Genomic DNA, 25,216 nt, shown 5'->3' on the forward strand with positions numbered 1-25,216 from the left:
TCCTCCCCTGTCCACACCTGTGGTACCGCCGCGTCGGGGAAGGCCTCACGGCCACCGGAGTCTCTCTACTCGGTGTCGGGCTATCCGTCGGCCCGTCTGTGGTAAAGTCCCCCCATCACTGGCCTGGCGGCCAGCCAGATCAGGTTTTGTTTTGTCAACGACGAACGGTGAAGAAGGGATGTGGAAAAGAGTGGCAGCCATGCTCTTGGGGGGAGGTGTGGCCATGACGGTGTGGGCCGGGGATCTAGCGCCACCCACCGGCCCGGTGGTGCTCACGGTGAGCGGCAGCCTTGAGCGGACCAATGCCCGTCACCAAGCCAGCTTCGACCGGCAGATGCTGGCCCAACTGCCCCAGAGCAGCGTGACCACCCTGACGCCCTGGACCGAGCGGCCGCATCGGTACCAGGGGGTGCTGCTCACCGACCTGCTGCGGCACCTCGGTGCCTCCGGCAGCCGGGTCAAGGCGATCGCCCTCAATGACTATTTCACCCATCTCGACCTGTCTGAACTGAGCCGCTTCCCGCTGCTGCTGGCCACCAGGGTGAATGGCAGGGAGATGCGGATTCGGGACAAGGGCCCCATCTGGCTGATCCTGCCCCTGAGTGACTTCCCCGAGCTGGATCAGCCCAGCTTCCATGAAAAGATGATCTGGCAGCTTCGCCGTCTGGAACTGCTGCCATGAAGCGGTTTAAGTTGCTGGTCCTGGTCGGCGTGGTGCTGCTGTTCGCCCTGAGCTCGGCGATCAGCACCCAGCGTCACAGCCAGATGACCAACCTGCTCTCCCTGTCGATGAAGGCGGTCGGCTGGTCTGCGGCAGAGATGGAGATGGAACTGCTGAAGCTCAAACACGCCTTTCGCCGCCTGGCCCTGGATGACATCGATGCGGATGAGGTGAGACTGAGGTTTGAGATCTTCTGGAGCCGCATTGAGGTCCTGGCGGTTGGCGAGGAGGCCAGGGAGTTTCGCCAACACCCCGGAGTAGCGCCTCTGCTGACAGGCATTGCCGGGGTGCTGGAGGAGATGGACGCCGAGGTGGCGGTGCTCACCGATGGCGACCCCAGGGCCCTGGAGCTGGCGGCACGCCTGGTGCCCCTGGAGCAACGGGTACGCCGGCTCAATGTGGAGAGTTTCACCGGTGACTCTGCCCTGCTCAGTCTGAAGCGGGTGTTTGATCTGCAGTATGAGGCCAACGTCTACCTGCTGGGGCTGCTGATCAGCGGCGCCATGCTGGTGCTGCTGCTGATTCGCGAGAGCCGCAACAACCGCTGGCAGGCGCTGCACGACGGCCTGACCGGACTGCCCAATCGCACCCTGTTCCGCAGGGGGCTGGAGCAGGCGATCCTGCGAGCCAGGGCTCAGGAGCAGAAGGTGGCCGTGCTGATTATGGATATGAACGGCTTCAAGGAGGTCAATGATCAGCTTGGTCACGCCGCCGGTGACCAGCTGCTCAGGGAGGTGGCTTCGCGCTTGAATGACGGTGCGGCCCGGGGCGCCATGGTCGCCCGCCTGGGAGGGGATGAGTTCGGCGTTCTGTGCCAGGTTGACAGCGCGGATGAGGCGGTGGCCTTCGCCGAGGGACTGTCCGACGGCGTCAATGCCCAGATCACCATCAAGGGTCAGCAACTCTGTCCGGGCGTCAGCATCGGCATCAGCCTGTTTCCCGATGATGCCGTCAAGCTGGATAGGCTGCTCAACAAGGCCGATACCGCCATGTACTCGGCGAAGAGCGAGCGGCTCTGTTGCCGACTGTTTGACCAGGAGATGGAGGACCGCGCCCTGAGGAGGCGGATTCTTACCGAAGATCTGGTCAGGGCGATCGACCAGGATCGGCTGCAGCAGCTCTATCAGCCGATTGTGTCCATGAGGAGCCGCAGGGTGGTACAGGTGGAGGCTCTGCTGCGCTGGCGCCATCCCCACTATGGCGAGATCTCCCCGCTGGAGGTGGTCAAGCTCGCCGAGCAGTCGGGACTGGCGGAGTCATTGAACCTCTGGGTGATGACTCAGGCCTGCCGACAGAACATGGTGTGGCGCCAGTCCGGGCTGCCACCGATTCAGGTGTCGGTCAACATCTCCCCCATGAGCTACAGCCGCTTCGACCTGGTGGCCATGGTTGACGCCGTCCTCAGGGAGACCGGGTTGCCGGCGGAACAGCTGGTGATCGAGGTGACCGAAGATACCACCATGCAGGACATTGAGGCCTCCCCCCAGCTGCTGTCACGGTTGCGCCGGCTGGGGGTGGAGTTGGCACTCGATGACTTTGGAACCGGCCACTCCTCCCTCAGCCACTTGAAGAGGATGCCGTTCCAGAAACTTAAGATCGACAAGGCATTCGTCAGGGAACTGGAGCAGGCGCCCGAGGAGATCGCGATGATTCAGGCGATCATCCATATGGCTCACAGCCTGGGCATGGAGGTGATCGCCGAGGGGATCGAGCAGTTCAGCAGTCACCGGCAGCTGAGCCGGCTGGGGTGTGACTATGCCCAGGGTTACCTGTTGTACAAACCCCTGACCGGAGGCGAAGTGCAGCGGGTGCTCCGGGATGACTCAGGCCTGAGTCTGGCGGCCCTGCCGGAGAGGGAGGCCTGAACCCGCCGCCCAGAGTGGCGATGGAGGCGGTTTTGACTTATACCTGAGTAATGGCACTAGCTTTTCTGGCGACCGCTCCCGTTCGTGCCTTCCCATTTCACACGTTCGGCCAGTCAGGCGGTCGCCAACCCCCCTCTCCTGGGCTAGAATGGCCCCCTTGGCCCCTGACGCATGCTGTTGATGACTCCACTGGATGAACGTTACCGCCTGCTCAGGGCGGCAGACGAAGCTCACTTTCATACCTGCTTCTACTGTGGCTGTATCGCCACTGAATACGACTATGCTCCGCCCAGGGCACACTGGGGCGCCTTCGAGCACCACCGCCAGGCCGCCGACAACCTGCAGATCCCCGCCTGCAGGGAGTGTGTCACCCTGCTCAGAGGGTGCACCATGGGTCTGCTTCAGCAGCGGCGGGATGTGGTGCAGACCAAGCTGGCGGCCAAGTACAAGAGGGCGATCAACGTCTATCTGTGCTGGAGTGAGGAGGAGGTTGAGGAGCTGGACCGCTCCCTGAAATACAGCATTGCCGCCGGCCTCTCCCTGGGAGAGGAGTCCCATCGCCGGGCCAACTACCCCGGGTTTACCTATGAGATCGAGGGCTGCCGGGTGGCGGTGAGCCAGGCAGTGGTGCAGCCGGTGATGCTGTTCGGCGAGCGCTTCGACGGCATCAAGGCGGCCCTGGAACACGCCGCCAAGACCTACGGCATCAGCCAGGGCAAGCTGGCCCAGGGGCTGGTGCAGCATAACGATAACCTGGAGGCGGTGGTTCATGCCCTGCAGCAACAGCAGCAGAAGCAGTTGGAGGAGAGGCAGATGAACCGACTGTGCGCCGAGTTTGCCAGGGCGCACCGGCAGTCGCGTCGTTACGTGGTCAATGCGGTGCAGCGTTACCTGGACCGGGATGAGAGCCTGACGGTGGCCGAGGCGCTGGAGAGGCTGTACCAGGAGCGGGTGCGTCACTTCCTGTGAGTCGCACCGGGGTCTGTCGGGGCGGACGAGGTATTGTCACCCTATCTAAGCAAGTCTATTACCCCCCGACCGGATTGCTATTTTAATTCTCGCCTTGAATTACCCTGTGTGAAAAATTGACCCTTGGCACTTTATCGGTCAAGGCGTATATGCACTCATAAAGTAAAAGTAACTTGCCTGGTGAGCTCGATTTCCTGGTCAATGATATCCCTGGTAACCAGGGACGACTGTGTCGCCTGCTCAGGACCACCTCCTTCATGGCCCGGGGTTTTATCCATTCGGAGCTATCAGGCCGTTATCCTCCAAATTGCAGTCGAATCTCCTGAGGCCAGTGACCAGCGTCAACCCCTAGGTTATTCCAAAACCCTTTAAGGCCTATGTCTGTCCAAGCTGGAATGAAAAAGACAGATGGAGCAGGTGACGGCTCACCTCGAGATTTTATCTCAATTGTTTCCCACAACCTTTGACCAGCTCTATATCTATAAGAGGGTATGTCTTCCGAGGGTTAATGATGAACAAGGCAATAGTTATCGCCTCTGTATTGAGCCGGGGAGTAATAAGGAGGGGAGTTTGGGCACAGCCTTAAGGGGGGTAATGATGTCGGTATATTTTCTTCCACCTTCAGCCTCTCCTCGCGATCCGGAGGCAGTCTCTATATCGGTGCGGTCCAGGGGCCATCCGGCAAGATGGAGGCCAGAGAGGGTGATCCGCTCCCCGCCCCAGGCGGTGCATGGCCGGCATCCCAAGGTTCTCATGGTCGAACTGTTGCTGATGTGGCCAAGGAGTTCAGGCTCAAGCGGATCTAGGGGTGTCCAACCGTGGTCCTATCTCTCAGAGCCTGCGCTATGTGGGCCGAAGCAAGCGCGGCAAGGTGGGTTTCGATTACGACACCCTGTGGCCGGAGCAGGGCGATCAGCCGGCGGACAGAGACCTCTATGCCCTGCCTCTGTGGCCGCCCCGCTAGGAGGTGGCCGAGCTCAAACGCCGCAAGCGCTACCTCCACACCAAGCGCTATCGGTGGCTGGATTCAGTTGGAGAGTGAGTTTCGCCAGAATCTCCGGGTGCTGATGGTGCATTAGGGGAGGTGCCGGCCTCCCCGCCTTCAGATGCCGTGGGCCAGGATATGCTTCAGTCCGGCGCAGATGGCCGCCACCTGGGCATGGTTGCACTGCCGGGGCGTGGCCCTGGGGCTGTCTGGGTAGACCTCGGTGGTGGTGACGTAGCGTGCGTCACTCAGGCCGGTGCACAAACCCAGCCTCTTGGTGGGGTAGTTGATCACCCCCTCCTGCTCCAACGGGGTACCGATGATGTTGCCCTGCTCATCCGCCGGGGCGATGTGGGTGACCCGGCGAACCGCCTCGATCATCGCTTTCTGGAAGGCCGGTTGCGGGTTGTCACTGTCCCCCACCAGGTAGAAACCGTCGGGGATCTCGCCGGGCTCGAACGCCTTACCCTCCCGGGCCGCCAGGGCCGGGCGGAACTCCTGCTCATCGCTGTCGGTGGTTTCGTGCAGGTCGAAATGGGCCAGCGGCTTGAGCCGCAATGACTTCACCAGCGACATCAGCGCCGCCGACTCCTCCGCCGGGCTGTCGGGGTGGAAGGAGCGGTTGGGATCCACCGCCTTGGGGTTCCAGCGGTTGATCACCTCATAGCCCCAGGGGCTGACGCAGGGGGCGATCAGCAAGTTGAACGCCTTTTCGAAGCGGGTTGCCTCGCCCTCGGCAAACGCCAGGGCGCCATGGACCCCCGAGGTTTCATAGCCATGAACGCCGCCGGTTATCAGTACCACCGGCTTACTGTCATCCCATTGGCAGCTCCTCAGGGCCAGCAGCGGGAAGCGCTGTGGATCATAGCTGAGGGCGCCGTACTGCAGCAGGTCAAACTTGGGCTCGAGGGCGGCGATCTTGCTGACCACCTCCTGCTGGTAGCTGCGCTTGCGGGTGATGCCCGCCAGCCACTGGGCCTTGTGGGACTCGTTCCATGGCTGGCCGGGGAGGCCGATGGGGTAGAAGGGGGGTGGGCTCATGAGGTTCCCTGTTCCTGGTTCCATTGTTGGCCCCAGTATAGGGAGATGAGCCCCTTCGGGGTAGCCCGGTCGCTTCAGAGGGGGGCCCTGTTGATGGTCGACAGGGGGCCGTTGACGGCGAACAGTTTGCCGTTCACCGGGCCTATGCCCCAGGCTGCCAGGCGGGCGCTGTGTTTTTCCAGGTAGGCCCTGGCGCTGGCCTCATCCTCGAACAGGTAGATCCCCCCTGCCTCGGCGGTCTGTTCATTCTGGGTCCAGATCTTCCACACCATCCCGGGCTCCTCGTTGATGGACTCCGCCAGTGCCCTCATCTGGCTGACCATCTCCTTGCCCATCGGTCCCTGGTAGGGGAAGTCGACTTGCAGCAGGGTTTTCATCCTGGTTTCTCCTCGTGGTTGAGGGCCCATACTATTGGTCTAAAAAGTCGTGATAAAGTATATAAATTCACTCGGTAATGTAGACAAAATAGACCATGAGGCTGAAGACAACCCTGGAGCAGTGGCTTACCCTGATCGAGGTGGACCGGGCTGGGAGTATCCAGGCCGCCGCCCTGGCACTGAACAAGAGCCACACCACCCTGATGTACGCCCTGCGCAAGCTGGAGCAGCAGCTGGGGATGGAGCTTATCTGCATCGAGCAACGCCGCGCCGTGCTGACGGTCGAGGCCAGGGCCTTGTTGCGCCGGGCGGTGCCCATGGTCGAGCAGGCCAGGGAGCTGGAGTCGGTGGGCAGCCAGATTGCCCTGGGGGTGGAGCCCGAGATCACCCTGACGCTGGATCACCTCTGCTGCCGAGAGTGGGTTATGGCGCCGCTCGGCCGGTTTTTCGATGACTTCAAGGGGACCTCGGTGCAGATACGCGAAACCTCCCTGTCTGCCACCGAGCGGGCGGTTACTGAACGCCAGGCGGATCTGGCGATCATCACCCTGCCGGTGGACAACCATCTGACCGATCCCTTCGGGGTGGTCACCATGGTGCCGGTGGCCGGGAGAGGTCACCCGCTGGCCGGGATGAAGGCGGTGACCGCCGAGGATCTGATCACCCATACTCAGATCGTGGTGCGGGATCTGGGGGAGGATGACCCCAAGCGGCAGCGGGACGTTGGCTGGCTTCGTTCGGAGCGCAGGATCACCGTGGACAACTTTGACCATGCCTGGGATGCGGTGCGGGCCGGCGTCGGCTTCTGCCGGATGCCGGACCATCGGCTGGCGCGCCTGGATCCCTATGAGGTGGTGCCCCTGACCCTGGCCGGAGGGGGCAGCTACCAGGTGCCGCTGCACCTGACCCTACCCAAGGGGAAGCAGACCGGGGTGGCCGCCCGTGCCCTCTATGCACTGCTGCGGCAAGCTGCCAGGGAGCGGCGACTCCAGAGTCAGGAGTGATGACGCTCAGCGGTGACTGCCTTGGCTTATCCCGCGACGAGCAGATACGCGACATGGTGCTGCAGGGGCGGGTTGGGGCAGGAATCTTCTCGGGGACTCGATTGCCAGCCGGTCCCGCAGTGGCAAAACCACCGGGTCTGCTGTGGTCAGCAGACCCGGCCCGGGGGCGTCGGTGAGAGTCTGTGCGACGGCCCGTCGGAGCCTCAGACCCAGTACTGTTAGCCGGTCAGCCCAAGCGAGTGACGGATATGCTGCTCCAGAGTCTGCTGCAGCCAGTAGGGAGTGGTGACACGGCGCTCACTGTCGTGCCTGAGCCACAGGTACACCGTCTTGGGAGTCTTGTAGGTCACCAGCTCATCGAACTGCTTGCTGCACAGTTGGATGGCTTGAATCCCTTTGAACTCCCTGAAAAAGTTTGCGCATGAAGCAAACTCCAGCAGGGAGAGGGCATCGGATTCCAGCAGGGAGTGGGCCACCGAGCCCATGTCCGAGGCGATGGAGTCCAGCTTGAAGGGCAGTCCACGTCGGCGACAGTAGAACTTCATCGGTGACTGGCTGTTGGGGTAGCAGCTGTTGCCATAGAGGATCTGCGGGTAGCGAGCGATCTCCTCCAGCACCGGGTTGTCCCAGACCGGGTGATTCTCCCTGGCCACCAGGTAGACCTTCTTGGGAGAGGCGATCGCCTTGGAGATGACGCCGTCGCGCTCCGCCGGCGTGAAGCTGATCACCGCATCGGTGCGGTTGGCCGCCAGGTCGTCCAGGCTGGAGTCGTGGAACATCCTCAGGTGGACGCTGTGGGGATCGTCATGGCTCTCCGACGCCCGGCGTACCCGTTGAATCAGGTTGATGGCCAGCTGGGGCGGGGTGGCGATATGCAGGTTCTGGTGCTGATCCATCTCCTGGTAGTGGCTGATGGCGGCGACAGACTCCGACTCTCCCAGCAACCGGCAGAGAATGGGGTAGAGCCGGCAGGAGAGGGGCGTCGGCTCGAAACCGTGCTGGCGCCGGATAAACAGTGGATCGGAGAAGGACTGCCTCAGGGCGTTGAGGCTGCGGCTGATCTTCGATGGGGGCACGTCCAGAATGCTGGCCACGGCAATGGAGTTGCCGTGTTGAAACACCAGGCAGAACACCCTGATAACGAAAAGATTGATGTCCTTGAGTTTGTCTATGTTGGTCGTCGGCACTGTGTCACTCCTTGTCACCGGGCTCGGTCAGGACCACCGAGCTGGTGATGAACTCGCTCATGGCGGGCAGCAGCCAGTCGGGCAGGTTGCGCCCCCTGGGGGGACTGAGCAGATAGTAGCTGGGTACGCCCATGCGCTGATGTAGCAGTTCGAACTGGTCCTGGGGCAGGCGCCGTACCTCCAGGTCCGACATGCGGTTGAGGAACTCGGCGGCGTATTTCTGGCCGACGAAGGTCAGGCTGCTGGTGCTCTCCAGCTGATCCGCCAGTTCGGTCAGCCCGCTGACCTTCACCTCCACATCCAGGTGGCGATCGATGTCGTTGGCGTACACCTCCAGGGGATCGATCCGGTCGTTGAAGGCGGGGCAGTCGGCGACGATGAAGGGATAGTCGATGATCTCCTTCAACTGAGGCTGGGGGGAGCGTTGCCAGAGGGGGTGGCGGTGGTTGCCGACCACGTAGAGGCCGGTGCCCTTGGTGACAAACTCGCTCTTCACGCCCTCTGAGTGGCTGGACTCGAAGGAGATGGCCACGTCCACATTGCCGTGCTGGATCTCGTTGTCCACATGGTGATTGATGGGTTTGACGATAAAGGTGAAGTGCTGGCCGTGCTCCCGGGCCTGCTCCTGCAGGCGGCGGGAGAGCTTGACGCACAGGCCGGTGGGACAGGCGATGGTCAGCTCCTGCTTGAGCCGGTTGTTCTCATCCTGGTCGACGCTGCAGGCCTGGCCTGCCAGCTCCAGAATCTTTTTCATCTCCGGATAGATGCGTGTCGCCATCTCGCTGGGCTCAAAGCCATACTGCTTGCGGTAAAACAGGGGATCGTCCAGGGCGTGTCTCAGGCTGTTCAGGCAGCGGCTGATCTTGGACGCGGGCACATTCAGGGTCTGGGCCACACTCAAAGAGTTGAGTGACTCATAGACCAGTACAAACACCTGGAATGAGAAAATATTGATGTCTTTGAGTCTGTCCATCGCCGAGACCATATCGTTTTTTGCAACTATACGGTATTGACGGTAAGGGTTTGCTGATGCAAATCACAGAACCGCACCCCACGCTGTATTTTCTTTGTTGTTATTGGAGCCAAAACCTAGGTTAAGTACCTGATTTAATAATTCTTGCAATAAGTGAAATTGATGGTGATTAGGGATACATTCAATATATCAGTTGCAGTGGCAATGGGATTTTATTTCGGATTAAACATCGGCGCCGAGAATTTCCAACCGCATTAGCCGAAGGTGGGAAATAGTGAATGTCTTTCAATGTTTCTTTTTCTAATTAAGCCGGCATGTCACCTGGCGCCCTCGCGCACCTGAACATCCTCGTCTGCGACAGAGCGCCTGTGTCACGACCGCCTCCCCGGGTCAAAACCTGGCCGGGGGCCGTGGCGGTAGGGGCCCAGAGTTCTGCTTTTTCTCAAGGCCGAAGGTGGCGAAACCGGGGCGGCCGGAGTGAGGCGACGAGGCATCGGCGTTGGTGGAGGCCGGCCCTGCCGGTCCCATCGAGAACGGCAGTAAAAGATGCATCATGCCAGATAGATAGGTGTTTTTCCGTGGTGAGTCCATTGTTTATGGTCCCGACTGGCTTAAGTGGGTTGGGGGGCTACAATGGGACAAGGGAGTGTAAGGAGATCACCCATGGAACTGCACTGGATCTGGGACTGGGTAGGCTACGCCGCGTCCATCGTGGTGGCGATCTCGCTGACCATGGCGGACATCAAGAAGCTCAGGTGGTGGAATCTGCTGGGAGCAGTGCTGTTTGTGCTTTATGGCTGGGCCATTGCCGCCTATCCGGTGATGCTGGTGAACGCCTTTATCGTCATCATTGATGCCTACTACCTGATCAAGATCTATCGTCACGAGGTGGAGGAGGCGAGTTGAGCGTCAGCCTTCGTGCTGGCGTTTGAAGGCCGCCGGTGTGTTGCCCGTGTGGCGCTTGAAATACTTGATGAAGTGGGTGATGTCCTCGAAGCCCAACTCGAACGCCGTTTGCTGCACCGACAGTCCGTCCATGGCCAGCTTGCGCTTTATCTCCAGGATAATCCGAAAATCAATCAACTGTTTTGCGGTATGACCACAGCAGGCCTTGCATAGCTGGTTCAGGCATTTGTAGCTGGTATGCATCCGCTGGGCATACTGGCTGGCCTCCTGGATCTCGGTGTAGTGGGTGTCCACCTGACGCAGGAACTCCCCGAAACGCTCCTTCTGCAGCTCGCTGAGGTGGGCCAGGTGGCTCTCCCTCTGCTTCGCCAGCCTGATCAGCAGGGCCGACAGCAGCAGCTGGACGATGACGCTGCTGTCAGGCCCCTCCTCCATGGCTTTTCTCATCTCATTCAGCAGTGTCCTGGTGCTTTCCCTCAGCCCGGTGGAAAGGGGCAGGACCGGCAGGGCGGTCAGGCTCTGGTGAACCGGCACAAAGTAGGAGGTGCGAATATTGGCGGAGCTGGCAGAGAAGAACTCTGGGGTCATGATGACCAGCTTTCCCCTGGGGGTGTCGTCGCCGTCAAAGGCGTGTACCTGCCCCTTGTTGATGAAGATGATGCTGTTGGATTGGTAGGGATAGGCGTGGAAATCGATGAAGTGTTGACCCTCTCCCTCGTCGATACAGATAAAGCAGAATGCCCCGACCCTGTGGGGTTGATAGGGGTTGGCGCCGGCGGTGCAGATCTCCCCGAGAAACTGCTCCAGATCCAGTATGTCTATGCCGGTTTCTGCGAGCCGGGGGCTGCGGTAGGTGATGTTGGGGATGTCGTCGAATCTATCCATTTTCAGGCCTTATCAAGAGGATCCGGCAAAGCCATTGCGCACAGCCTGGGGGCTTTCTGTTGAAAAACAGGCGTCAGCCTGAGCAATTGACACCTCTTCGAACAGGGTACATGAGAGGTGCACTCGTTTCACCTTCGCGGCCTGCTCGTCATAATCCTGCGGTCACTGGTCTGGCAGGCATCGGCGGGATGCAGCCGGGGCTGACGGTATACGCCGTCCTCGGAGTCGCGGCGGCCGTCAGCGTTTTCATGGGTGCATTGAGCGCCGGGGCTTTCATCATCATTTCCCTGTAGTCGGTGACACGATGGAACCGGTTTGGCCGGGGGCCAGCAGGAACCGGGCTGTGCTATAGGGAAAGTAATGGTGAATCCACTGAGGAAACAGGTCGGTAAAGGCCTGAAAATTGCCGTTACCGTACCCGGTGACGGGAATGTGATCGCCGCCTCCGAAGTGACGCCGAAGCGGGCGGATGCCGGATGTCAGGGAGGAGGAGAGATCAGTGTTCTTCTACCTGTTGAATGTGAGAAAACTTGCCGTATCTTAAGAAGTTATCTGTCTGCCTGGCGACTTCGGAGGAGAACAGCATCGAGGTGTGGCTGTGGGGCAGGATGATGTGGTCCCGAAACCCCTGCAGCCGGGTCTCCTCCACCAGGACGGTGCCATCGCCGTCAGACTCCTCCTTGGGCAGGATCAGCCGTCCCATGCCGATACCGGCGTTGCCGGCCAGGCTGCCGAGTTCGGCGTCTCCCAGGTAGCGGCCGTGGTGGTTTTCCAGCAGGCCATGCTGGTGGGCATTGCCCATCAGCCCTTCCAGGTTCCACTGGGCCAGGCGCCGGGCAACGGCGGCCCCCCTGTGGGGCGAGCCCAGGGTGACGATGCGGGAACCCTCTGGGAGCTCCCGGTGTTCGGCGTACTGACGGGCCAGTACCCCGCCCAGACTGTGTCCCACCAGAAACTGGGGTTCTCCCGGCCGGGTGAGCGCCGCCAGTCGCTCAAACAACAGCCTGGCATCAATGGCCAGGCTGTTGTAACTGAACCCCTCCACCTGCCAGCCCAGACCGGTTAACTGGGCGGCGAGAGGGCGCATGATGGTATGGTGCATATACAGTCCATGTAGCATCACCAACTGCATAAGATCTTTACCCGTATCGACAATCTGGTTTCAGCATACCCTATTTATGTTTGGAGCGGATCATGCTCAGGGTTTCGCCCTTGGGCTTGTTGCCATAGAAGTTGTTGTAGTTGACCATGTCGATGGCATCGACGCCGGTAATCGGGCAACGGCGCTCCTGTTTCATCACGGCGCTGCCTTTGATGCGTTTGCCCTTGGCATCGTAGCAGTGGCTGGCCGCGGTGTTGTTGGCGTAGGCCGGGCCGGGATAGCCGCTGCCGCCGCCGCCAGTGGCCAGTGCTGCGGCGCTGAAAACAAGAGTAACCAGTAACAGTGACTTCATAGTGCTTCTCCATTTGCTGCCTCACTATTCAGGGTAGACCGGATCGAAAAAAAAATTATTTCGACGGCAAGCCGCAGCTCCTAATCGAAAATAATGAACTAGAGATGGTCAGGGGTTCGCTTTAGCTGAAGGTTTGCCTTATCCACAATAGAGTGCGCCGATGAACCCCGTGAGCAGGGGCCGTGTCCAGGGGCAGGCATTGGGGCCAGCGTAAAGAGACCGGAAAGGATTGCAGTGGCAGGCCTCTGCCGTTACCCCGGTCCCGCCTTACCTGGGCACCAGAGTGCGGGTTGTCGCCGGCCGCTTATCTTGCAGTAGAGGCACAGGCTTGAAAACCAAGTCGATTTCACCTGGGTAAGGAGTGCTGAGAGCGGGGATGCCCGGGGGAAGGGGGGGCTGGGCCGGCGTTCCTCTGAACCGGGAGAGGTCGGTGTCTCCCCCGGCGAGCCGGATGAGGGGGGAGGGCGTGGCGGCCGAGACCGGCGGTCTTGCTCCACTGGCGACACAGAGGTACGACCGCGCTGCCGTCGTGCCGCACCCCCCGGGAAGGGCGGCATATCCCTGCACCGAAAACGGCCATCGCGACATAGTTGGTAACAATACTCCGGCATTTTTCCTGTGGGACGGCGCCCCCTCCCGACGCCAGCCTCGCCCACGACCTCTGACCGATGCCCCCCGATGCCGGTTCGGGCCTTAGGTGCGGTCAAAGTCTCGCCGAACCGGGGTTGTCCTTGCGAAAACTGTGATCGCCGTCTCTTGTTGAGGCGGCGCTGCCGTTGTTAGTCTGGCGGTTCGGCCTGATGCCGAACCACTCTTTTTCAGGTAGAGATGATGTTGCACTCCATCGTTTTTATCGCTCGATTTTGCCAGCCTCAATGGCAAGGTGGAGCGTAATCTAGATCGCTGACCCTGCCATTGGGGCTAATTGAACCGACCGTTGTCGGGATTCAATTGGCGAGGTGGCGTGTCTCTTCCTGTTACCCTTCCTGTTCAATCTCCCGACCACTGTCTACCGTTTTGACTTATTACACCGGGAAGATTTTGCTTTGAACACCAAACTTGTAGGCGCCACCCTGATTGTGGCCGGCACCAGCATCGGCGCCGGCATGCTCGCCCTGCCCATTGCCGTGGCCAACATCGGCTTCTGGCCGGCGATGGCGCTGATGCTGCTGATCTGGGGCCTCTCCGGCTACACCGCGCTGCTGCTGACCGAGGCCAACCTGGCCACCGGCCGGGGGCTGAACTTCCACCGCATGATGGGGCAGACCCTGGGGCGAGGCGGTCAGTTGCTCTGCTCCGCCAGTTTCCTGGCCCTGCTCTATGCCCTGACCGCCGCCTACCTCACCGGTGGCGCCTCCCTGGTTACCCTCAAGGCCAAGAGCCTGCTGGCCCTGGAGCTGGGCAGCGTCAGCGCCACCCTGATCTTCGCCTGCACCCTGGGGCTGGTGGCGGCGTTCGGGGTGCGCTATGTGGACCTGCTGACCCGCGGCCTGTTCAGCCTGAAGATGGTGGCCCTGGTGATTCTGGTGGTGCTGCTGCTGCCGCTGGTGGAGGCGCATAACCTGGCGCCGGCGCTCCCTGCCGACGGCCAGGGCAGCCTGCTGATGGCGGCGCTGCCGCTGATCTTTACCTCCTTCGGTTTCCACGTGTGCATTCCGCCCCTGGTGGACTACCTGGAGGGGGACATTCGTGCCCTGCGCAGGGTGTTCCTGATGGGCAGCGCCCTGCCGCTGCTCTGTTACACCCTGTGGCTGCTGGCGGTGTTCGGTCCCCTGGGCCAGGCACAGCTGGCGGGCCTGGGAGAGGGGGACAGCCTGGCCAACCTGGTGCAGGCCATCGCCACCCTGACCGGCTCCGCCAGCATCGCCACCCTGGTGACCCTGTTCGCCGATCTGGCCCTGGTGACCTCCTTCATCGGGGTGACCCTGAGCCTGTTCGAGTACCTGGCCGAGCTGCGCCGCGGCCACGGTGGCCGGGTGGGCACCTGGCTGATCACCTTCGTGCCGCCGCTGGTGCTGGCGCTGGCGCTGCCCGAGGGGTTCGTGGCGGTGCTGGGATTCGCGGCCGTCCCCCTGGCGGTGCTGATCGTGTTCCTGCCGGTGGCGGCGGTCCTCAAGCTGCGCCGCGGCGGCGAGCGTCCCTACCGGGTAGCCGGTGGCACGCCGGCACTGGTGCTGGCCAGCCTGTTGGGGGCGCTGATCGTGCTGGCGCAGCTGATGTGAGCTGGGGCTGAACAATCTGGCGGAATATGAAGCTGATTTTCCGCCAAATTGCTTCATGATGTTACAGCGAGGTTATCCCGTTCAGTCGCCTGTGATAGAGTGTCCCGGAATGAATCTGGCGGCAGCCGCGACTGCCGCCGCCCACCCTAGAGGATGATCCGTCCGCGTATTAAGAGACGGAGCCTGAGAAGGAAAAAGCAATGAGAGCTTGGTTGACCGCGGCAGTGGTGGCACTGCCGCTGACGGCGCTTGCCGACGAGGGCATGTGGCAGCCCTATCAAATCCCCTCCCTGGAGGAGAAACTGACGAAGATGGGCCTGGAGATCGACGCCAAGTCCATGGCGGATCTGGGCGCGTTCCCGATGAACGCCATCATCAACTTCGGTGGCTGTACCGCCTCCTTCGTCTCTCCCGATGGCCTGGTGGTGACCAACCACCACTGTGGCTACGGCGCCATCCAGTACCACTCCACCCCGGAAGACAACATCCTGGAGAATGGCTTCCTGGCCAAGACCCGCTCCGAAGAGAAGGAGCCGGTGCCCGGCTACAAGATCTGGGCCACCGAGTCCATGGTCGACGTCACCGACAAGGTGCTGACCGGCACCCAGTCCGCCAACAACGGCGAGGAGTACTACAACACCATCGAGGCCAACACCAAGGCGCTGGTGGCCGAGTGTGAAGTGAGCGAGGACTACCGCTGCGACGTGTACAACTTCCACCGCGGCGCCCAGTACTTCCTGATCAAGGAGCTGGAGATCCGCGATGTGCGCCTGGTGTACACCCCCTCGATGTCCGTGGGCAAGTACGGTGGTGACATCGACAACTGGATGTGGCCCCGTCACACCGGTGATTTCTCCTTCTTCCGCGCCTACGTGGGCAAGGATGGTCGTCCCGCTGACTACAGCGAAGAGAACGTGCCTTTCCAACCTGAGCGCTTCCTGAAGGTCTCCGCCAAGGGTGTTGAAAACGGTGACTTCGTCATGGTGGCGGGCTACCCAGGTCGCACCAACCGTTATCGCACTGCCGACGAGGTTCAGACCTACTTCGAAGCGATCTATCCCAAGTCCAAGGTGGCTCGTGAGGAGATCATCGAGCTGATCAAGGCCACCTCTGCCGAAGGCAGCGACGCCCGCATCAAGTACGAGAGCACCCTGGCCAGCCTGGCCAACTACGCCAAGAACTTCCAGTCGATGATCGAGGGTTACGCCAAGACCGGCATCCTGGCCAAGAAGGTGGGCGAAGAGCGGGCGCTGCTGGAGTGGATCAACAGCGACCGCGAGCGTGCCAAGCAGTACGGTGATGTGATCAACCGGCTGAACGCGCTGATTGAAGAGGATCACGCCCACCTGGACCGTGACATCATCCTGGGTTATCTGCGCTACAACCAGATGACCAGCATCGCCGCCCGCCTGTACCGCCTGGCCCAGGAGAAGCAGAAGCCCGATCTGGAGCGTGAACCTGGGTACCAGGAGCGCGACTGGGACGGCATTAAGGCCGCCATGCAGCGGGTCGACCGTCGCTATGACGTGGAGGTGGACAAGGCGATCCTGGCCCTGCAACTGGGCAAGTACGCTCAGCTGCCCGCCTCCGAGCGTCTGGAGGATCTGGACCGGGTATTCGGCCTCAATGGCACGTTCGACGCCGAGGCGCTGAAGACCAAGCTGGACGCCATGTACGCCACCACCGACCTGGGCAAGGCGGAAACCCGCCTGGCGTGGCTGGACAAGAGCCCAGCGGAGTTCCAGGCCAGCAACGATCCCTTCATCCGTTACGCCGTTGCCACCTACGACGCCAAGATGAAGCGTGAGAAGCAGGCCAAGGATCTCTCCGGCCGCCTGCTGCAGGTTCGTCCCGACTACATGAACGCCATCATCGCCTACAACGAGAGCCTGGGTCTGCCGGTCTACGCCGACGCCAACTCCAGCCTGCGTCTGACCTTCGGCACCGTGGTGCCCTATTCTCCGCAGGATGGTCTGGTTGCCGTGCCGTTTACCACCCTGGAGGGGCTGGCCGCCAAGGCCACCGGCGAAGCGCCTTTCCACGCCTCCGAGAAGCAGCTGCAGCTGATCAAGGATAAGGTGTACGGTCCCTATAAGCAGGAGTCCCTGGGCAGCGTTCCGGTGAACTTCCTGACCAACCTGGACTCCACCGGCGGTAACTCCGGCTCTCCCACCATGAATGGCCGTGGCGAGCTGGTGGGTCTGCTGTTCGACGGTGTGTACGAGTCCATCACCGCCGACTGGAGCTACAACAACGACCTGAGTCGCTCCATCCATGTGGACAGCCGCTATATGCTGTGGGTGATGAAGCACCTCGACGGTGCCGACAACCTGCTGGAAGAGATGGAAGTGGTGAAGTAACCCCACTCTGCTGAGAACGGCGCCCCGCAATGCGGGGCGCTTTTCTGTCTGGATTGGACAGAGAAGCAGCAGTCGGTGGATTGCCCCTTGCCAAGCACCAGCGGAATTGCATAAGCTAAGTAGCTGACGCGGCTATCGTATAATGGCTATTACCCGAGCTTCCCAAGCTCGTGATGAGGGTTCGATTCCCTCTAGCCGCTCCAACATTCAGAAAAAACCGACTCCAGTGAGTCGTTTTTTTTCGTTTCTGGCCCTAATGGCCGGCCACTATCCGCCGGAAGGCGGGACTGAAGCGGCTCACCGGTCCGGTGGGGCCCGCCTGCACCACCATCACCGCCAGATCGAGATCCCTGGCCAGCGCCAGGGCCTGGTCCGGGGTCAGCACCATCATGGCGGTGGCGTAGCCGTCCGCCTCGGCGCAGCTGGGGTGGAGCACGGTGACCGACAGGGTGCCGCTGGCAGCCGGGTAGCCGGTCCTGGGGTCGATGATGTGCCCCAGGCTGACTCCCTGGGCCCGGATGAGGTTGACGTAGTTGCCCGAGGTGGCCATCGCCAGGTTATCCAGAGGCACCCGCTGCTGAAACTCCAGGCTCAGCTTCTCCGGCCGGGTCACCGCCACCTGCCACGGCCCCCCCCTGGGCGCGCTGCCCTGACTGCGCAGTTCGCCGCCCACCTCCACCAGGTAATCGCCGATGCCCATGGCGGTCAGAGCCTCCGCGATCAGATCCACCCCATAGCCCTTGGCCACCGCCGACGGGTTGATCTCCAGCCCGGGGATCAGCTTGGTAAACTGGCGCCCCTCGAGGCGAAACCCCCCCATGCCGGTACGGCTGCGGACCAGCTCCAGCTGACCCAGGCTCTTATGGCTGAGATCCCTGGGCTTGGCCCCAAACCCCCAGAACTCGATCACCGGCCCCAGGGTGATGTCCAGGGCGCCGCCGCTCTCCCGGGCGATGCGCCGGGCGATGGTCAGCACCCGGGCGGTCTCCTCGGAGACCTGGATGGGCTGGCCGACCGGACTATCATTGAGTGCCACCACTTCGGCATCGTCACGAAACACCGACAGGGTCCGGTTGACCCGTTGCAGCTGGCGCTCCACCTGGTGCAGCACCTCGGCGGGGCCCTGGTGCGGCGTACTCTGTTGCCAGCGGATGCTGTAGCTGGTGCCCATGGTCTCGCCGTGCAGCTGTCGAAGGGAGCCACTGGCTGAGGCCGTCAGGCTCAGCAGTGCCAACAGCAGCCACAGCGAGGACGGGAGCCGGATGGGGAAAGGGGACATGGAGACCTCCAGATAAAAAAGGCCGGCCACGGGGGCCGGCAACAAGGGGCGGAATCCTTCCCCCTTAGAGGTTGGCAGCTTCCCTACCTGCGATGCGGCCGAACACGGTCACATCGGTAATGGCATTGCCGCCCAGGCGGTTGGTGCCGTGGGTCAGGCCGGTTACTTCACCGGCGGCAAACAGACCGGGGATCGGCTGGCCATTGTCGCCAATGACCCGGGTGTGGGTGTCGGTCACCAGGCCGCCCATGGTGTGGTGCACGGAGGGCTTGGCCACCAGCATGTAGAAGGGAGGCTTGAGCAGGGTCTTCAGGCCACCGCGGTGGCTGAACTGCTGATCCTTGCCCGCCTTGGCAAACTGGTTGACCCGGGCCACCTGGGCCATCAGCGCCTGCTTGTCGATGCCGAACTTGTCCGCCAGCTCCTCGATGCTGTCGGCCTTGTACATAAAGCCCTTGCGGTTGAGCTCCTCAAACTCCTCCTGGTGTACATCCACGGTGTGGGCGTACTGCTCGATCTCCTGGCCCCAGAGCACGTAGGCCTGCTGGTTGGTCTGGGCCAGTATGGCACGGCTGATCACGTCGCGACGCTCCAGCTCCTCGACGAAGCGGTTGCCCTCCTTGTTCACCAGGATGGCGCCGAAGAACCGGGAGTCGGCGATCAGGGAGATGACGCCGGTGTCCACATGGCAGATGGGGTAGGTCTGGATGTAGCCCATGTTGGCGGTCTTGGCCTTGAGCTTCTCCGCCATTTTGATGCCGTCGCCGGTGATGCCACGGGCGTTGGTGGTGCCATAGCGGTTGTCCAGCTCGGGGACAAACTTGGTGCGCATCGCCACGTTGGCGCCGAAGCCGCCGGTGGCCAGGATCACCCCCTTGCTGGCGTTGTAGATCACCTTCTTACCGTTGTGCTCCGCTTCCACGCCGATCACCCGGCCACTCTGGTCTTTGATCAGGGCCTTGGCGGTGGTGCGGGTGTGGATGGGGATCTGCAGTTCGTCGGCCTTGGCCATGAACTTGCTGATCCACTCGGCACCGGTGTGGTTCTTGGGGATCAGTGCCCGCTTGACGCTGTGGCCGCCAAACTGGAACAGCTGGTCCTGGTAGAACTCCACCTTGATGTAGTCACGCAGCCATTCGGCGGCGGGCAGGGACTGCTCCGCCAGGATCCGCACCATCTCCGGGTCGCCCTTGAAGTCACCGCCCTTGAGGGTGTCCTTGATGTACAGCTCGATGTTGTCTTCGATGCCCATCTGCTTCTGCACCCAGTTGCCGGGCACGTTCATCTGACCACCGGTGATCAGCGAGTTGCCGCCGACGGTGGGCATCTTCTCGATGATCACCACCTTGGCACCGGCGTTCTTGGCGGTGATGGCGGCGCTGAAGCCGGCGCCCCCGGAGCCGACGACCACCACGTCGAACTCCTGCTCGGCGTCCAGGGCCTTCTCCTTCTTGGCGGCCTTGGCGGCGCCGGCGATCAGGGTCACTCCGGCGGCGTCCAGGGAGTGGTTGACCGCCTCCTTGAAGGCCCCTGAGGTGATGGTGGCGCCGCTGATGCCGTCCACCTCGGTGCTGTTGGCCTGGAGCATGGCGTCCTTCATCTCGGTGAACACCGCACCGGCCAGCACCTTGTTCTCGTTCTGCTTCAGCACCTGGATATCCACCAGCTGACCGCCCTGGGTCTCGGTCTGAACCTGAATCTCACCATGCTTGCCGAACGCCTTGCCCTGGCTGGTGATGATTGGGCTCTCTGTCTGGGTGGAGCAGCCTGCCAGCAGCGCCAGGATGGCGCCGCAGAGAAGGGATTTCTTAATCATTCTGAGGTCCTCTCGATCAGAAGCGGAAGCCGACGGCCAGGCCGTACTCGATGCCATCGTTGGGGGTGGCGCCCCAGCTGTCGAACTGGGTCAGGTGCAACTTGGTGTAGACGCCGTCACCCAGGCTGGTTTTCAAGGTGGTGATGATCTGATGGCCGTAGCTGTCGTAGCCCAGAACATCCTGGTGTTCATCATCCCGGCCGAACTGGCCCTCGTAGTTGACGCTGAGGGAGTGCTTCAGGCCGAAGAACTGCAGCGGGTAGCGGGCATTGATCACCGCCGCTCCGCCGGTCAAGCCGTCGAAACTGGCGTTGGTGGGTGTGAAGGAAGCGGCGGAGTAGTTCACCCCAAGGCCGGCGTTAATGAACAGCTGGCCATACGTGCGGTTGGTGGTGAAGCCCAGGTAGAAGTTGTCCTCCATCACGGTGCGGTTGGAGGCGAGGAAGTTCTGCATCCACCAGTTGTAGGAGGACTTGCCAATCTGCTTGTCGACGATGGCCAGGGATTTGACCGTCAGTTTGCCATCGGCGCCGTGCTGGGCATCCTTGACTTCTCCGGGGTTTTCCAGTTTTACGTAGGCAAACAGGGTGCCCCAGTCGGCCTTATTGAAATGACTCAGCTTCAGGAACGGCTGATCGTAGGCGCCGCGGTTATCATCCTTGGTGTCGGAGGTGTAGGCCTTGTAACCGATATCCAAAGAGGTGGCGGAGAGGGCCGGGGTGGCCACCAGGGCGGCGGCCGCCGCCAGGAGTTTGAGTTTCATAGTCGTGTCCCCTTGTAATTGACGGGGACAGAATACTCATCGCCTGAGGGAATAATGTGAGGTGGCTCGCGGTGGATCCGGGGTGGTATCTAACTGTGTGGGTTTAGGAAGCAATGGAAAAAGGTTTTTAAATTTCACACTCTTGGCGTGTTCCAGCTAGCAAAACCGAGCGGGTTTTAGAGGTGGTTTCCCCCGCTTTCGCTCCCTGCGTCAAATCTGTGTCAAAACCCACTTTGTCTTCAACATTACTTTCACGCAGCAACAGAAAACGGCGGCCTGAGCCGCCGTCTTTTTCCGGACTAGGGACGTATTCTCAGCTGGGCGCAGAAGCGCCCCTCTTGCCTGTCAGTGTCGAATTGCCACCCCAACTGCTTGGCCAACCTCTTCACCAGCATCAATCCCAGGCCGAAGCCACTGTGGTTGTCGGCGCTGGTGGGGTTGGTGATCTCGATGAGCTCATCCCGCTGGCGGATCACTATGCCCTGGGCGCCATGCTCCATGGCGTTGCGGATCAGGTTGTTGAGCATGATCGCCAAGGGTTCCCTTAGCAGGGGCAGCCGGGTTTGATCGACACTGACCTCGATGGCGGCCCGGTAGCCCTGGGCCTGTTTTTGGTGATCCACTACCTGTTCCAGCAGGGCGCCGAGGCGGACCTGCTCCCGCTCCAGGGCGCTGCACTCCTTGTTGGTGAGCCACAGCAGGGTCTCGGTGATCGATTTCATCTGGGCGGTGGCCTGGCTGGCGTGCAGGGTCGGGCCGCTCAGCCGCCCCTGCTGCAAGCTGAGGATCTCGAAGGAGGATTGGCAGATGGCGATGGGAGTGCGCAGTTCATGGCTGGCAAAGCGCAGGAAGCTGAGTTCCCTCTGCTGGGCCTCCTTGAGCTTCTTCAGGGAGTTGTCCAGGGCATCGACGATGGACTGCAGCTCGGCGTAGCACTGCTTGGGGAAGCTGAAGGGTTTCATGTTCTGCCAGTCGTGCTGCTTGATGGCGCGGCTGATCTGGTGCACCGGGGTGATCACCTGATTCTGCATGTAGAAGGCCAGGCTGGCGACCACAAAGAAGGTCATGGCGATCAGCAGCAGGATGGCAGTCATGTTCTTCGGGGCAAACACCAGATCATGGGTGGCGTTGTACCTGAGCCACACATAGTAGTCCCGGTTGTCGCTGTTGGTGTAGGCCATCAGCGCATCGATATAGGGCCCGTCGGCGTGGTGGTAGAACACCCCCTGCTCCGGTGTCGGCGGCCGATTGTCGCTCATCTGCTGGATTGGCCCAGGCACCGATTCCCATCGGCGAAATACCGTCAGGTTATCGGTATTGAAGGGTTGGCCCGACAAGCGGAACCACTGCTCGGCGGCCTGCCCGGCGTTGGTCATGGTGATCTCGTGCATGGAGAACATGCCGGTACACATCATGCACAGGGGGATGATGCTGTTGATCGCCAGGGTCAGCACCAGGAAGCCGATGCCATAGAGCTGGTAGGTGCGCTTGAGACTGAGTTTACGCGGCATCGGCGGAACTCCTCAGGCTCAGGCCGACACCGCGGACGGTGTGGATCAGCTTGGTGTCGAACGGCTTGTCCACCACCCGCCTGAGCAGGTGGATATGGCTGCGCAGGCTGTCGCTGTCCGGCGGGGTGTCCGGCCACAGGGTGCGTTCTATCTCCTCTCGCTCGACGGTCTCCGGGCTGCGTCGGGCCAGCAGGGAGAGGATCTGCCAGCCGGTGCGGGACAGGTTCAGAGGCTGTCCCTGGCGCCGGGCGCTGTGACCGGCGAAATCGATCTCCAGGTCCGCCAGTCGCAGTGTCTTTGGCGCCGGGCGGCGCTGGGAGACCACCTTGAGCCTGGCCACCAGTTCCTCCATGGCGAAGGGCTTGACCAGGTAGTCGTCGGCACCGGCGTCGAAGCCGTCCAGCCGGTCGTTGAGGCCGCCCCGGGCGGTGAGCATGATCACCGGGGTGTTGATGCACTGCTGCTGCCAGCGGCGGCAGGCGGTGACACCGTCGCCATCGGGCAGGTTCAGATCCAGGATGATGGCGTCGAAGTGGTGCTTGGCGAGCCGCTGCTCCGCTCTGGCCAGGGTGTCGGCGTAATCGCACTCGATCTCCCTCAGCTCCAGGTAGTGCAGGATGTTCTTCGCCAATAGATGATTGTCTTCGACCAGGAGTACCAGCATAGTTAGAACAGCTCCAGTTGGTGGGCAATGTGTATCAGGTTGGCGCGGTTGGCCGCGCCCAGCTTCTTTCGCAGCGACTCCATATGGTATTCGACACCGCGGACGGTAATGTGGAGCCGGTCGGCAATTTCATGATTATGAAAACCACTGGCCGCCATCTTCAGTACCTCGATGGCGGTGGGATTGAACAACCGGCTGTGGCGGTAGGGGTTAAACAGGTGGCGGTGGCTCTCCAGCAGCAGCGCCTGACCCAGCCTCAGTGTCTGCTCCAGCTGCGGCGGCTCACCAAGGGGCGCGGTTCGATCACTGAGCAGGGTGAAGCGTCCGCTCCAGGCACTCTGTCCGAAGCAGGGCAGGGGCCAGCTCAGCACCTCGCAGACGCCGTGGTTGTGAAACAGGCGCGTGGCCTGAGGTGCCACTTCGGCATCCAGTCGGTAGTGGTAGGGGGAGGCGAGCTCCAGGGCGGCCTCAAAGTTGGGATCCTGACGGGCAACCCGGCCCAGATAGAGCCGCTGCAGGGCCTGCACCTGGCTGGAGGAGGCCAGGCTGGCCACCGGCCGGCGCAGGGCGGCCGGGGTGAACAGCTGGCTGCGGCAGGGAGTGCGGTAGGCTTGCCGGGCATGGTGGGGGATCCCCTGGTACCAGAAGCCGGAGAACCCCAGCGGCAGAACCAGTGCCCTCAGTTGCTGGCGAAGCTGGTCCAGGCTGGGTGGTGCCGGGCACTCCGGCAACCGGGCCGAAGGGTGGATGGCCTGCATGATCTTTCCCGTTCTCTGTGGTTTCCCACAGACTTTACGGTCTGGTGAGCCGGGGGAAAAGGTGCGCAGGCCCGAACCGCCGGTGTCTCGGCAAAAGCGAAAACTGAAGTGGGAAAGTCAGGCTTTTTGACGGGATTTTGATGTTGGCTGCGTTAGCATGGTGGTGTCCTTGACCCTCGCGCAGGGGCACCATCAAGGCCACCTCCGGGCGGCCTCTTTACTGATGGGATTCCAGTACGTAGTTTTCCAGGCAGCGCTGCAGCCAGGGGGGCGTAGCCAGCCGCCCCTGGGCATCCTGTTTCATCCACAGGTAGGTGCTCGGTGAACTGAAGTTATCCAGTACCCGCTTGTCCTGCTGGTAGCCCATCTTTTGAGTCCTGAGCCCCTTGAACTGTTCCAGGTAGTCGACGGCGGAGCGGATGCCAACGATGATGATCCCATCACTGTTCAGCAACAGCTGTGCGGCGCAGCCCAGATCCGGCACCGTCGCCAGCTCATCCAGGATTTTCCCCATGGAGCGGGCGTAGCAGGCCAGTGGGGACTGGTTGTCGGGGAAGGGCAGGGAAGCCAGCTTGACCAGGGGATAGCGAATCAACTGCTCTGGGCTGGGGTGTGCCCAGACGGGGTGATCCTGCCTGGCCACCAGGTAGCCGGATCGAATCTGAATCACTTTTTTGCTGAAGATCCCCTCCCGGGTGGCAGGCTCAAAGGCGATTACCGCATCGGCTTCATTACCGGCGAGCCGGTTGAGGCTCTCCCTGTTCCAATACTCCATCCTCAGGGTCAGTTGAGTCTGGTGGCGCTCCGCGGCCTGATGCAATGCCAGCGGCAGTGACATCGCCAGCTGTGGGACGGTGATGATGGTGAGGCTTACAGAGCTGCCATCCTGCAGGGCGCCTCCGGTTCCACTGGCCTCCTCACCCAGCATCACCAACTGGCGCAGCAGGGGGAAACAGTCATGGGCGACCTCTGTGGCCTGCATCACGCCCCTCTCTCGGTGAAACAAGGGATCACCCAGGGCCAGTCTCAGAGCCCTGAGTTTCCGATTGAGCTTGGAGGTGGTCACGCCAAGCTGTTCCGCCAGTTGGGCTATGCCGTTGCCGTTGTAGAGCTGGCAGAAGAGATCCAGGTTGGAGAGGCTGAGCTTGAGCGTCGCCTCGGATCCCGTGGGGAAGCTGCGGTGTTGGCTGCAAAGCTGCTGCATCCGTTTGAACACCGGGTAGAGCTGCTCGGCCATCTGGCTGCGCTCGAACCCTTGCTGGCGGCGAATAAACAGGGGGTCGCCCAGGCAGTCTCTCAGGGCATTGAGTCCCCGGCTGATGGCGGCTGGTGTGGTTGCCAGGGTGAGGGCGACCTCCTTGGCATTGAGGCGCTCATACACCTCGACGAAGAGGTTCAACTGGAAGAGGGTGCAGTGTTGCAGTTTGTTCACGTTCCCGGTCCTTGAGTCTGTCTGAGGTTAATCTAACCAGGGTC

21 protein-coding genes, 1 tRNA gene and 1 pseudogene are annotated in these 25,216 nt (G+C 61.6%); 9 read left to right on the plus strand and 14 right to left on the minus strand.

The window, feature by feature from the left end:
- Positions 1-199: 199 nt before the first annotated feature.
- The 4 genes and pseudogenes from FCL40_RS11065 to FCL40_RS18835 all read left to right on the plus strand — a co-directional run.
- A complete protein-coding gene (locus tag FCL40_RS11065; RefSeq protein WP_229360322.1) occupies positions 200-682 on the plus strand; it encodes a hypothetical protein in 483 nt (160 codons plus the stop codon).
- Positions 679-2,586, plus strand: coding sequence for a putative bifunctional diguanylate cyclase/phosphodiesterase (locus FCL40_RS11070; protein WP_136853365.1), 1,908 nt, complete (start codon positions 679-681; stop codon positions 2,584-2,586). Before FCL40_RS11065 ends, FCL40_RS11070 begins: the two co-directional genes overlap by 4 nt.
- Before the next feature lie 180 nt (positions 2,587-2,766).
- Positions 2,767-3,555, plus strand: coding sequence for a hypothetical protein (locus FCL40_RS11075; protein WP_136853366.1), 789 nt, complete (start codon positions 2,767-2,769; stop codon positions 3,553-3,555).
- A gap of 796 nt (positions 3,556-4,351) precedes the next feature.
- A pseudogene (locus tag FCL40_RS18835) lies at positions 4,352-4,519 on the plus strand (DUF535 family protein); the annotation flags it as partial.
- Positions 4,520-4,657: 138 nt separating this feature from the next.
- Here the strand turns inward: FCL40_RS18835 and FCL40_RS11090 are convergent.
- Entirely contained in the window at positions 4,658-5,581 is a 924-nt protein-coding gene (locus FCL40_RS11090) for a M14 family metallopeptidase (RefSeq protein ID WP_136853368.1), read from the minus strand.
- Positions 5,582-5,655: 74 nt separating this feature from the next.
- Positions 5,656-5,958: a monooxygenase gene (locus FCL40_RS11095; RefSeq protein WP_136853369.1), complete on the minus strand. Its 303-nt coding sequence runs from the start codon at positions 5,956-5,958 to the stop codon at positions 5,656-5,658.
- Positions 5,959-6,053: 95 nt separating this feature from the next.
- On the opposite strand from FCL40_RS11095, the gene FCL40_RS11100 reads away from it, so the two are divergent.
- Complete coding sequence (locus tag FCL40_RS11100) at positions 6,054-6,962, plus strand: LysR family transcriptional regulator (RefSeq protein ID WP_136853370.1); 909 nt, start codon at positions 6,054-6,056, stop codon at positions 6,960-6,962.
- 218 nt (positions 6,963-7,180) lie between these two features.
- On the opposite strand, the gene FCL40_RS11105 is transcribed toward FCL40_RS11100, so the two are convergent.
- Together FCL40_RS11105 and FCL40_RS11110 are read right to left on the minus strand one after the other, a co-directional pair.
- Positions 7,181-8,149: a LysR family transcriptional regulator gene (locus FCL40_RS11105; RefSeq protein ID WP_169307084.1), complete on the minus strand. Its 969-nt coding sequence runs from the start codon at positions 8,147-8,149 to the stop codon at positions 7,181-7,183.
- 4 nt (positions 8,150-8,153) lie between these two features.
- Entirely contained in the window at positions 8,154-9,122 is a 969-nt protein-coding gene (locus tag FCL40_RS11110; protein ID WP_169307085.1) for a LysR family transcriptional regulator, read from the minus strand.
- A 663-nt stretch (positions 9,123-9,785) separates the two neighbouring features.
- Between FCL40_RS11110 and FCL40_RS11115 the strand changes: the two genes are divergently transcribed.
- Positions 9,786-10,028: a YgjV family protein gene (locus FCL40_RS11115; RefSeq protein ID WP_136853373.1), complete on the plus strand. Its 243-nt coding sequence runs from the start codon at positions 9,786-9,788 to the stop codon at positions 10,026-10,028.
- A 3-nt stretch (positions 10,029-10,031) separates the two neighbouring features.
- On the opposite strand, the gene FCL40_RS11120 is transcribed toward FCL40_RS11115, so the two are convergent.
- The 3 genes from FCL40_RS11120 to FCL40_RS11130 form a co-directional block, all read right to left on the minus strand.
- Entirely contained in the window at positions 10,032-10,913 is an 882-nt protein-coding gene (locus tag FCL40_RS11120; RefSeq protein ID WP_136853374.1) for an AraC family transcriptional regulator, read from the minus strand.
- Between the two features lie 496 nt (positions 10,914-11,409).
- Positions 11,410-12,015 carry a lipase family alpha/beta hydrolase gene (locus FCL40_RS11125; protein WP_169307086.1) on the minus strand — a complete coding sequence of 202 codons (606 nt, stop codon included), beginning with the start codon at positions 12,013-12,015 and terminating at the stop codon, positions 11,410-11,412.
- Positions 12,016-12,085: 70 nt separating this feature from the next.
- The gene (locus FCL40_RS11130) at positions 12,086-12,367 is read right to left on the minus strand and encodes a hypothetical protein (RefSeq protein WP_136853376.1); all 282 of its coding nucleotides are present in this window, start codon (positions 12,365-12,367) and stop codon (positions 12,086-12,088) included.
- Between the two features lie 1,046 nt (positions 12,368-13,413).
- On the opposite strand from FCL40_RS11130, the gene FCL40_RS11135 reads away from it, so the two are divergent.
- The 3 genes from FCL40_RS11135 (at position 13,414) to FCL40_RS11145 (ending at position 17,152) form a co-directional block, all read left to right on the plus strand.
- Positions 13,414-14,589, plus strand: coding sequence for an amino acid permease (locus FCL40_RS11135; RefSeq protein ID WP_136853377.1), 1,176 nt, complete (start codon positions 13,414-13,416; stop codon positions 14,587-14,589).
- Between the two features lie 200 nt (positions 14,590-14,789).
- Positions 14,790-16,949, plus strand: coding sequence for a S46 family peptidase (locus FCL40_RS11140; protein WP_136853378.1), 2,160 nt, complete (start codon positions 14,790-14,792; stop codon positions 16,947-16,949).
- A gap of 128 nt (positions 16,950-17,077) precedes the next feature.
- Positions 17,078-17,152, plus strand: a tRNA-Gly gene (locus FCL40_RS11145).
- A gap of 50 nt (positions 17,153-17,202) precedes the next feature.
- On the opposite strand, the gene FCL40_RS11150 is transcribed toward FCL40_RS11145, so the two are convergent.
- The 7 genes from FCL40_RS11150 to FCL40_RS11180 all read right to left on the minus strand — a co-directional run bounded on the left by FCL40_RS11150 (position 17,203) and on the right by FCL40_RS11180 (position 25,172).
- On the minus strand, positions 17,203-18,228 hold the full coding sequence (locus FCL40_RS11150) for an FAD:protein FMN transferase (RefSeq protein ID WP_136853379.1): 1,026 nt from the start codon (positions 18,226-18,228) through the stop codon (positions 17,203-17,205).
- Between the two features lie 64 nt (positions 18,229-18,292).
- Complete coding sequence (locus tag FCL40_RS11155; RefSeq protein WP_136853380.1) at positions 18,293-20,044, minus strand: flavocytochrome c; 1,752 nt, start codon at positions 20,042-20,044, stop codon at positions 18,293-18,295.
- A 16-nt stretch (positions 20,045-20,060) separates the two neighbouring features.
- The gene (locus tag FCL40_RS11160; RefSeq protein WP_136853381.1) at positions 20,061-20,807 is read right to left on the minus strand and encodes an outer membrane protein OmpK; all 747 of its coding nucleotides are present in this window, start codon (positions 20,805-20,807) and stop codon (positions 20,061-20,063) included.
- Between the two features lie 299 nt (positions 20,808-21,106).
- The gene (locus FCL40_RS11165) at positions 21,107-22,318 is read right to left on the minus strand and encodes a sensor histidine kinase (RefSeq protein ID WP_136853382.1); all 1,212 of its coding nucleotides are present in this window, start codon (positions 22,316-22,318) and stop codon (positions 21,107-21,109) included.
- Positions 22,308-22,982, minus strand: coding sequence for a response regulator transcription factor (locus FCL40_RS11170; RefSeq protein WP_136853383.1), 675 nt, complete (start codon positions 22,980-22,982; stop codon positions 22,308-22,310). Before FCL40_RS11170 ends, FCL40_RS11165 begins: the two co-directional genes overlap by 11 nt.
- A gap of 2 nt (positions 22,983-22,984) precedes the next feature.
- Complete coding sequence (locus FCL40_RS11175; protein ID WP_136853384.1) at positions 22,985-23,740, minus strand: helix-turn-helix transcriptional regulator; 756 nt, start codon at positions 23,738-23,740, stop codon at positions 22,985-22,987.
- A gap of 217 nt (positions 23,741-23,957) precedes the next feature.
- On the minus strand, positions 23,958-25,172 hold the full coding sequence (locus FCL40_RS11180; RefSeq protein ID WP_136853385.1) for a LysR family transcriptional regulator: 1,215 nt from the start codon (positions 25,170-25,172) through the stop codon (positions 23,958-23,960).
- Positions 25,173-25,216: the final 44 nt, after the last annotated feature.

The organism is Ferrimonas sediminicola, assembly GCF_005116715.1.
Taxonomy (GTDB): domain Bacteria; phylum Pseudomonadota; class Gammaproteobacteria; order Enterobacterales; family Shewanellaceae; genus Ferrimonas; species Ferrimonas sediminicola.